Raw genomic sequence first — 8,209 nt, 5'->3', positions numbered from 1 at the left:
ACCCTTTTTGCCAATAAAAGGGTTTTTGCTATTTGCAATGGCTGAGTAGTAACAAGAAATGTTGCTGCATCAATTCCAAAAGCAATACTTATTGATGTAAAGCTTATAATTAAAGCGCCTAGTGAAGGTCCAACTAATCTCGCAAATTGCTCATTTATCTGCGTTAGTGAATTCGCTGCATTCCTTATTTCTTTTGTAAATACTTCTGCTCTGGTTGCAGAATAGGCAGGCTGAAAGATAGAAGTCATAGTGCCTGAAATTACTGCATAAATGTATATTATAGATATATTTATGCTATTTGATATAGAAAATATAAAAATTATACTAAGTGTAATTAGCCTTACTACGTCTGCTATAATCATTAATTTTTTCTGGAAATACGATCTGCTATAATACCAGTAAAAGGAGTTAACACAATCTGGGGTATCATAATTAAAGTCATTACGAATCCCATGGTTAATGCAGAACCAGTAATTGAATATACAATTACTGGTAACATAACAAGCATTATGCAATCACCCAGGCGTGAAAATGATTGCCCTATCCATAGAGACTTAAAAGAAACTGATTTGAATGGGCTAGCTAAATCCTTTAACATTTTTAAACACCACCTATATATATATTATGCTTTGAAATCTATTTTATAGTTGGATATTCTTACTTTTGTTACTTACGTGTCCTCCTAAATAAGGGCTCTGCTGCTCTTTTTTGAACTCATAATTCATAACTCATTGTGAGAACATTCCATTGGTGCTGTTTTTATGTTTGTACCTTGAACCATTGATTCAGGAATTTCGGTTCCTATCATATTCGTATTAAACCAGGTTTTCGCCGGCAATATACTATTTGCTAATCGCGTAATACTAAGTTTAATTGCATTTAATTCCTTCTTAAATTCAGTATTATCAGTTATTTTTTCGACAGAAAGCAGTGCAATTAGTAAATTCACTGTCCTCTCAGTCTCCGGTGAATTTACTGAGTTAGGAGAAGTTACAAATTCAGTTGTTGGTTCCTCCGCTGGAAGCTCTTTTTCGCCGGTGAGAACTGCCGGATCCGCGTTTAGTACGTCTTTGAATGTATCAATCATTTTAGTGCTTATTTTTCCTCGGCGTATTGTGGCCTCGATTGCTTGAACCTGAAATCCTCCAGCCTTTAATAGGGGATCTAATAATCCTTTTTCTTTCGTCAAATTGTAATAATATTTCACTGCACTACGGGTTCTTTCACTGTCAACAGATTTGTCTCTCGGCATTTTAATCCCTCCAATAACTTTATTTTATTACCTGTATTTACTACAACCTATTTTCTATTACTTATCAACGTTTTAATAAATTTAATATTTATTAAAATTATTAAACTTATTAAAAGATTCAGATGTGTATGTGTCTTGACTTAGTTTATAAAACAGAGGTTAATGATTTTGTCATGCGAAAGTTGAGTAATATATATACATTTGATATTTCATGATATAAATAGTAGTAATCTTATTATGTTGCCTATTTTGTAAATGAAGATTATAAATGTAGAGGGTATATTACAGAGGCCATGCACTCATTTGTGGAATATATATTTTGTGAATTTGAATATGAGTATTTAATTACGACTATACAACCAGATAATTTTGGGTCAATAGCAGTCGCCAAAATAATCGGATTTGATTATGTAGAGACTATTAATATCGTAGATGATGTACAAATTAAAGAATTGCCTTTCAATTATTATCATTTAAAAAACCTGAATAAGTAGAAATAAGAAATACATAAAACGAGAGCAAAAATGATTTGCAACAACTTCATTTCATCATAATTCATCAATCAATTAAGTCACATCCTTCTAATATGACGGACTTTCAACAAAGTTATCAACATATTGTACATAAGAAATAGTACAAAAAGAAAGGAAGTTAGTTCTAGTGGGAGTTTGGCACTTGTTATACACTCTCTCACTAAAGATAAAATATGTTGGTCTATAAGTGCCAGAGCATAATCAAGGGCTCAGAGAGGCTATATGAGTTAAAGTATGAATTTAGTTCATGTAAGTGGATATTATGGAAACTTTAATTATTAATAAATAAAAACACTGTAAAGAAGTATCCTAGTCAAATAGGTTACTTCTTTCTATTTTATTTAAATGAAAATTAAATTAATATTATTAGTATTTTTTTATTGAAGCTGGTGATTTATGATTTTATACAATCCACTCGAACTGCTATAATAGATTTTGATATTAAGTTGTGGATTTTCCGGGTATTTTGAATTAAATTTATAAAGCTTTATCGTAATATAGCCAAATAGATTCATTTTTCAAATCTGGAAGTTCAGTAGGAGATTGAACCATCGTTCCTCCAATACCATATATATAATCTATTCCATCAATTCTAATTGTAGTAAAAGATGTCCCGGGACTGCTCGGTCATGCAAAGCTTATATTATATGATTGACCTATAATAACACCAGTTGCACCGCTATTAAATTTTGCATCTGCTCCAACTAAAATAGATAAATAATCATTGCTTGGATCTGCAATAATTTGTGCATCTTCTGGTTGAATTTTTATAGATTTATTTTCCATAAAACTTTTTACTACTTTTTATTTAAGAAATCATTAAAAATAGATATTTTTAATGTAATATCTATTTACACATAATATATGCAGATTATAAATATAAGGTACTGTAGGGCCTATAACTTGTCTTATTTAAAACAAACTTAATTTCGTATACTGGAAATCAGGAGATAATTTTATTCAGCTGACTTTTCAAGATTTATTTGATACTCTTTAATTTTCTTTTTTAATATTGTAACATGGGCTGCTATATCGCTTTCAGTTAACCAATCATAATATGCTATTCCCCGGCCATATTCTTTAATAGATTCATTTAAGCAATCTATCTCCTTATACCAAAATTTCTTATTAACATACAAATATTTCGTCTTTGCAGTATACCCATAAGATACGGCTACGTGGTTAATTGAAATCCACATTGTAGTTTTTATAGGAAAGTTTGATGTAGATAAATTTGCATATTCCGCCGAGTCTACTAATATCTTATCTGGACTATAATCAACACTTATATTTATAGCTTGAGCTTTTAATGTTAATTTTGATTCAATAGCCTTTGACAAATGGTTAAGAAATTTAACTTTAGTCTCATCTGTTACCTCTTTAACTCTCATTTCCCGATCCCTGTTTATAGCATCTCCTATTTTACTATCGTCACCATTATCGAACTTAGGATTAATTATTACATTTGCCCACCATGTTGCTGCGATTTTTGATATTTCAATTATATTTTTATTCATTTATAATCTGCCTTTCTTAATTCGTTATTTTTGTAAACTTATATTGCTTCTTAAATTATTAATATCCAAGTAATATCATTCCTTTATATTTTAACAAGCTCTTTCAGAAGAGCTTGTCCTTTATCATATGTAGATTGATCAAATTTGCTACGAATATACAATACTGATTAAAGAAAAATACCGTGGAAACTTTAGCAATCTATTTTTCTCTGTGTACTACTTAGTACTACATTAATAGAAGTTATTTAATTATATTGTTGTTAATCGCTAGATTAGAATCTTGTAAAATCTTATAAAAATCTAATGAAAATTTAATTAAAAAAATAACATTAATAGATAATAACCGACTGAAATCACTGAAGTATGGGAAGTTAAATTTAAGTTAAAAATGCTATGAAATCTAATTGAATTTAAAAGATTCCATCCAATTTAAAGGGGCCACGTTGGATTACGACTGAAACTGCTCTACAGGGGACAAGTATTATTTATTTAATATCTGTCTAAACATATTAAATCATTTTTAGTGTATCAAGCTAAAGTTCGTTTTTGTCATAAAAACACGAACTCTGGTTATATTAATATATAATCTTAGTAAGGCTAGTTCTTTATAACTTAAATTTTTGAACCATAATGGTTAGTTTCTCTGCTAATATTGCCTGATTCTGAGATGCTTTAGATATTTCTTGGATTGCCATAACAGATTCATTAACACTTGCGAGTATTTCCTCTGAACTAGCAACTGATTCTTCAGCTGTAGCTGATACATTTTCAATTGCTTTACTAATTTCTGATACAGTTTCATTTACTATATTCATTGAAGATCCAAAATTCAAATACATCATATTAACTCCTACGGCAGCATCACCATATTGCTTACCTGTATCTACAAATAAATCATAATCAGGTTTAACTTTAGTATCAATAAAATTTAATACATCCTGAGCGTTGCTCGAAAGATTCTGGAAAGCTTTTTCAACTTTATCAGTTACCTCTTGAATTCTTTTAACTGTAGTTGCTGACGCTTCAGCTAATTTTCTAACTTCATCAGCAACTACAGCAAATCCCTTACCCTGTTCGCCTGCTCTTGATGCCTCAATAGCGGCATTAAGTGCAAGAAGATTTGTCTGACTTGCTATATTTCCGATTTCATCTGCCATTATCTTAACTTCACTAACAACCGTGCCTTCTGCAATCGCTTTTAATATACTTTCTTGCTTCTCCAAATATAATTCGTTTGCGATACTAGAGCTATTTTCAGCAATTTTTCTAGCTTGGTTCGCTTTTATTTCTGCATCCTTTGTAATTTTAGTTGCTTTATTTACTTTTATAGTAACATCATCCACATTCTCTGAAATACTTTGCGTAGTTGCATTTACTTCTTGTGTTGTTGCACTTAATTGTTCTGATCCTAATGATACTTGCCTTATGGATTCATTGACATTATCCATTTTTGCTGATATTTCTTCTGTTGTAGCAGACTGTTCTTCACTAGTTGCGCTAATATCAGTAGCACTTTCTGATATTTCTATAATTAATGTTTTTATGTTTATTATAGCTTTGTTTATTATTTTTGCTAAACTTCCAATTTCACTATTATTATCAATATCAATAGTTTTTGATAAATCGTTATCCAAAAGAGCTTCAGCTACGATTACAACCTTTTTTATTTGTTTTGAAATTCCAATAACAATTATTAAAGCTAATGCAATTGCAACAAGTAATCCTATAATAATTATTAATATAATTACTAAATCACCTGAGTAAATGGTAGTAACATTTTTATCGATATTACTCATGTTAGCGACGCCAATCCCTCCACCTATGCCAACGAACAACCCAATTGTAATAAAATCTAATAATAATTTCTGAATCATTTTCAAGTTATTAAACCATTTCATTAATATTCACTCCCCTAAAATAAAATATTATTGTAGCAACACTATTTGTTTTATTTAAAACCTTGCAATTATTTTATTATTTTTCAAATTAATATTTCCTTAGAATTTATAAAACATTATATATATCGTCTTTAAAGTAAAATAATTAATAGTAAAATAGCAAAATAATATATATATAAATTAATAAATGCTAACATGATAAATAAAAATTCAACAACAACCTAATTAGAATAAGACCTGAAAATAAAAATGTGGCGATTAAGCAAAAAAATCGTGTAATGCTAGACTTAAGTATGCACATTTATTATCTTAAACATATTTCATTTAGTGCTATACTCTTTTAAAATATTTATAATCTTATTATAATAGTCATTACCAGTGTATACACTCTTTTTCTATTCTCAATAATGTTTTTATCCAAGCTATAATGACGCTGATATGGGGTCAAATATTTGATATGAAATGTAAGAGGGTTAACACCTTCTTTTTTTATGCAATGAATTTCACCGTTTTGATACATTTAATGTAACAAACCAACACGTTATTATACATTAAAAATGAATAGGTAATAGCCACAATCTGAAAGTAACACAATTACATTTATGATGAATAGGCCCTTACAAATAAAACAAAATAATGATATAATTTTATAACCCCCTATGGGGGATACAAAATGGAGGGACTTAAATATGTGTAAACAACATAATCATGAACATCAGAATACTAAAGCAGTTATAAATAGGCTATCTAGAGCCATAGGGCACTTACAATCTGTTAAAAAGATGGTAGAAGATAATAGAGATTGTAGTGAAGTTCTTATTCAAATTGCAGCAGTAAGATCTGCAGTTAATAATATTGGAAAAATTGTTTTACAAGATCATATTAATACCTGTGTTGTAAATGCAGTAGAAACTGGAGATAAAAAGGTACTAGAAGATTTAAATAGTGCTATTGATAAATTTATTAAATAATATTTGTGAGGCGTAAAAAATGAAGATTAAACAATATAAGGCAGCTTATTTTGCAATATTATCAGCGGCATTATATGCTATTAGTTTGCCTGTATCCAAACTACTGTTAAAAGAAATTCCACCTACATTAATGGCATCCTTTCTTTATATAGGTTCAGGACTCGGAATGTTCATTGTCGGACTTATTAAGAATAAGATATACAAGGAGAAAACTGAAGCAAGACTTACGAGACAAGAACTTCCATTTACAATAGGAATGATTGTATTAGACATAGCAGCACCTATATTTTTAATGTTTGGGCTTACCATGACAACTTCTGCTAATGCATCATTACTTAACAATTTTGAAATTGTTGCAACCTCGGTGATTGCTTTAGTAATATTTAAGGAGTTTATCAGCAAACGACTATGGGGTGCTATTATTTTAATTACTGTATCAAGTATTATTTTATCTGTAAAAGATATAAGTAGTTTATCTTTTTCTTTTGGTTCAATTTTTGTACTGTTAGGTTGTATCTGCTGGGGATTTGAAAATAATTGTACAAGAAGATTATCTATAAAAGACCCATTAGAAATAGTTGTAGTTAAAGGATTTGGTTCAGGAATTGGTTCTTTACTAATTGCACTTATAATAGGTGAACAAACAAATAATATCCCTTATATCATAGCAGCACTTGTACTCGGATTCTTTTCTTTTGGATTAAGTATATTCTTTTATATCTATGCTCAAAGAGACTTAGGCGCGGCAAAAACGAGTGCCTATTATGCTATAGCACCATTTATTGGGGTAGGTTTATCATTTATAATGTTTAGAGAAATACCCGGAATCTCATTTATTATTGCTTTAGTTATTATGATTATAGGTACATATTTAGCATCAACAGAAGGGCATAATCATGCTCATTAAATTATAATTGATTTTGTTTTAGTCAATAATTTTATATGAGTAATAGCCTCAATGTAAATATAAATCAATTACATTTATGTTATATTCATTTATTTTTGGATATGTTCAAATAGATATTTTAAATTTCATGATATAATATTTAAAATGCATTTATATAACATAAGATCATGAAAATTTATAATGAGGGGGAATTATAATTAACAATTATATTGAATTATCCAAAAAAGTTTTGACTAATATAAAGTTAAAGGTTAAAAGTTTAAAGAAAGAAATTGGAGCATTATATTTAGCATTTAAAAGACATGATGTACCTTGGTACTCTAAGGTTTTAATATTATTAGTAGTTGGATATGCTTTAAGTCCTATTGATATAATTCCTGATTTTATACCAGTATTGGGATATATTGATGATTTAATTTTAATACCTATTGGAATTGCATTTGCAATTAGATTAATACCAAAAGATATTATGAATGATTGCAGAGAACAATCATCAAATATTTTTAATGATGGTAAACCTAAAAATTGGGTAGCAGGAAGCATTATAATTTTTATTTGGTTTGGAGTATTTGTTTATGTTTTAACGAGGTTGTTTTAACATATTATAATATATATTTTAAAAATGAGGTATATTTATAATGATTGAAGAGTGTTACATAGCATCAAAAGTTAAATAAGAGGTGTGATTATGAAAATAAGGAAAATTATCAACTTAACAATAATTGTTTTATGTATATGTCTTATTACTGGAGCTAGTGCATTTATTTATAATGCAAAAAATAGTTATAAAATCAGCAAAGACTTTGTCAGTGTGCCACTTCAGTTTAACCCCGATGACTCATCTTCAACTTATCAAACCAAGAATGCGCAAGTCACTGTTTATGGAGGATTTGTAAAAGGTATTCAAAAGGGAAAAGATGATACTGAAAACATTGTAATCAGAGCACTATCACCTATGCCTAAAGTAACAATAAAGGGAAAGCATACTGCAACTATTTCATCAAATGGTGTCAAAAATCTCTACTACCCTTTGTACTACTCTTGGTAATCATGATATTCGTGGCAATGGGCGTGACACTTATAATATGCTGTATGGCCCCGCATATTATTCTTTTGATATAGAAGACAGTC

At 29.2% G+C, this 8,209-nt stretch carries 10 protein-coding genes and 1 pseudogene; 5 read left to right on the top strand and 6 right to left on the bottom strand.

From position 1 onward, the window contains the following. The 3 genes from Q0649_RS23115 to Q0649_RS20640 form a co-directional block, all read right to left on the bottom strand. On the bottom strand, positions 1 to 362 hold a 362-nt coding region (locus tag Q0649_RS23115), incomplete at its 3' end, for an MFS transporter (protein ID WP_367179428.1). Further along, positions 362 to 508, bottom strand: coding sequence for a hypothetical protein (locus tag Q0649_RS23110; protein ID WP_367179427.1), 147 nt, complete (start codon positions 506 to 508; stop codon positions 362 to 364). The genes Q0649_RS23110 and Q0649_RS23115, both read right to left, overlap by 1 nt. 213 nt (positions 509 to 721) lie before the next feature. Continuing rightward, positions 722 to 1,252, bottom strand: a complete 531-nt coding sequence (locus tag Q0649_RS20640; protein WP_298846315.1) for a hypothetical protein — start codon at positions 1,250 to 1,252, stop codon at positions 722 to 724. Between the two features lie 248 nt (positions 1,253 to 1,500). On the opposite strand from Q0649_RS20640, the pseudogene Q0649_RS20635 reads away from it, so the two are divergent. Further along, positions 1,501 to 1,746 (top strand): annotated as a pseudogene (locus Q0649_RS20635) (GNAT family N-acetyltransferase); the annotation flags it as partial. 666 nt (positions 1,747 to 2,412) lie between these two features. Here the strand turns inward: Q0649_RS20635 and Q0649_RS20630 are convergent. From Q0649_RS20630 to Q0649_RS20620, 3 genes are all read right to left on the bottom strand, one after another. Next, on the bottom strand, positions 2,413 to 2,571 hold the full coding sequence (locus tag Q0649_RS20630; RefSeq protein ID WP_298846313.1) for a hypothetical protein: 159 nt from the start codon (positions 2,569 to 2,571) through the stop codon (positions 2,413 to 2,415). 170 nt (positions 2,572 to 2,741) lie between these two features. Further along, positions 2,742 to 3,302, bottom strand: a complete 561-nt coding sequence (locus Q0649_RS20625) for a hypothetical protein (RefSeq protein WP_298846310.1) — start codon at positions 3,300 to 3,302, stop codon at positions 2,742 to 2,744. Positions 3,303 to 3,907: 605 nt separating this feature from the next. Next, the gene (locus tag Q0649_RS20620) at positions 3,908 to 5,200 is read right to left on the bottom strand and encodes a methyl-accepting chemotaxis protein (RefSeq protein ID WP_298846308.1); all 1,293 of its coding nucleotides are present in this window, start codon (positions 5,198 to 5,200) and stop codon (positions 3,908 to 3,910) included. Between the two features lie 689 nt (positions 5,201 to 5,889). Between Q0649_RS20620 and Q0649_RS20615 the strand changes: the two genes are divergently transcribed. The 4 genes from Q0649_RS20615 to Q0649_RS20600 all read left to right on the top strand — a co-directional run bounded on the left by Q0649_RS20615 (position 5,890) and on the right by Q0649_RS20600 (position 8,126). Beyond that, positions 5,890 to 6,171, top strand: coding sequence for a metal-sensing transcriptional repressor (locus Q0649_RS20615; protein ID WP_298846305.1), 282 nt, complete (start codon positions 5,890 to 5,892; stop codon positions 6,169 to 6,171). Positions 6,172 to 6,190: 19 nt separating this feature from the next. Continuing rightward, positions 6,191 to 7,078, top strand: coding sequence for a DMT family transporter (locus Q0649_RS20610; protein WP_298846302.1), 888 nt, complete (start codon positions 6,191 to 6,193; stop codon positions 7,076 to 7,078). 229 nt (positions 7,079 to 7,307) lie between these two features. Continuing rightward, positions 7,308 to 7,676 carry a YkvA family protein gene (locus tag Q0649_RS20605; RefSeq protein ID WP_298846299.1) on the top strand — a complete coding sequence of 123 codons (369 nt, stop codon included), beginning with the start codon at positions 7,308 to 7,310 and terminating at the stop codon, positions 7,674 to 7,676. A 90-nt stretch (positions 7,677 to 7,766) separates the two neighbouring features. After that, a complete protein-coding gene (locus Q0649_RS20600; RefSeq protein WP_298846296.1) occupies positions 7,767 to 8,126 on the top strand; it encodes a hypothetical protein in 360 nt (119 codons plus the stop codon). Positions 8,127 to 8,209: the final 83 nt, after the last annotated feature.

Origin of the sequence: uncultured Clostridium sp., from assembly GCF_937920395.1 — a bacterium.
Lineage (GTDB): Bacteria > Bacillota > Clostridia > Clostridiales > Clostridiaceae > Clostridium_AD.
The sequence above is the reverse complement of the archived record's forward strand: the minus strand, read 5'-3'. Positions and strand labels throughout refer to the sequence as shown.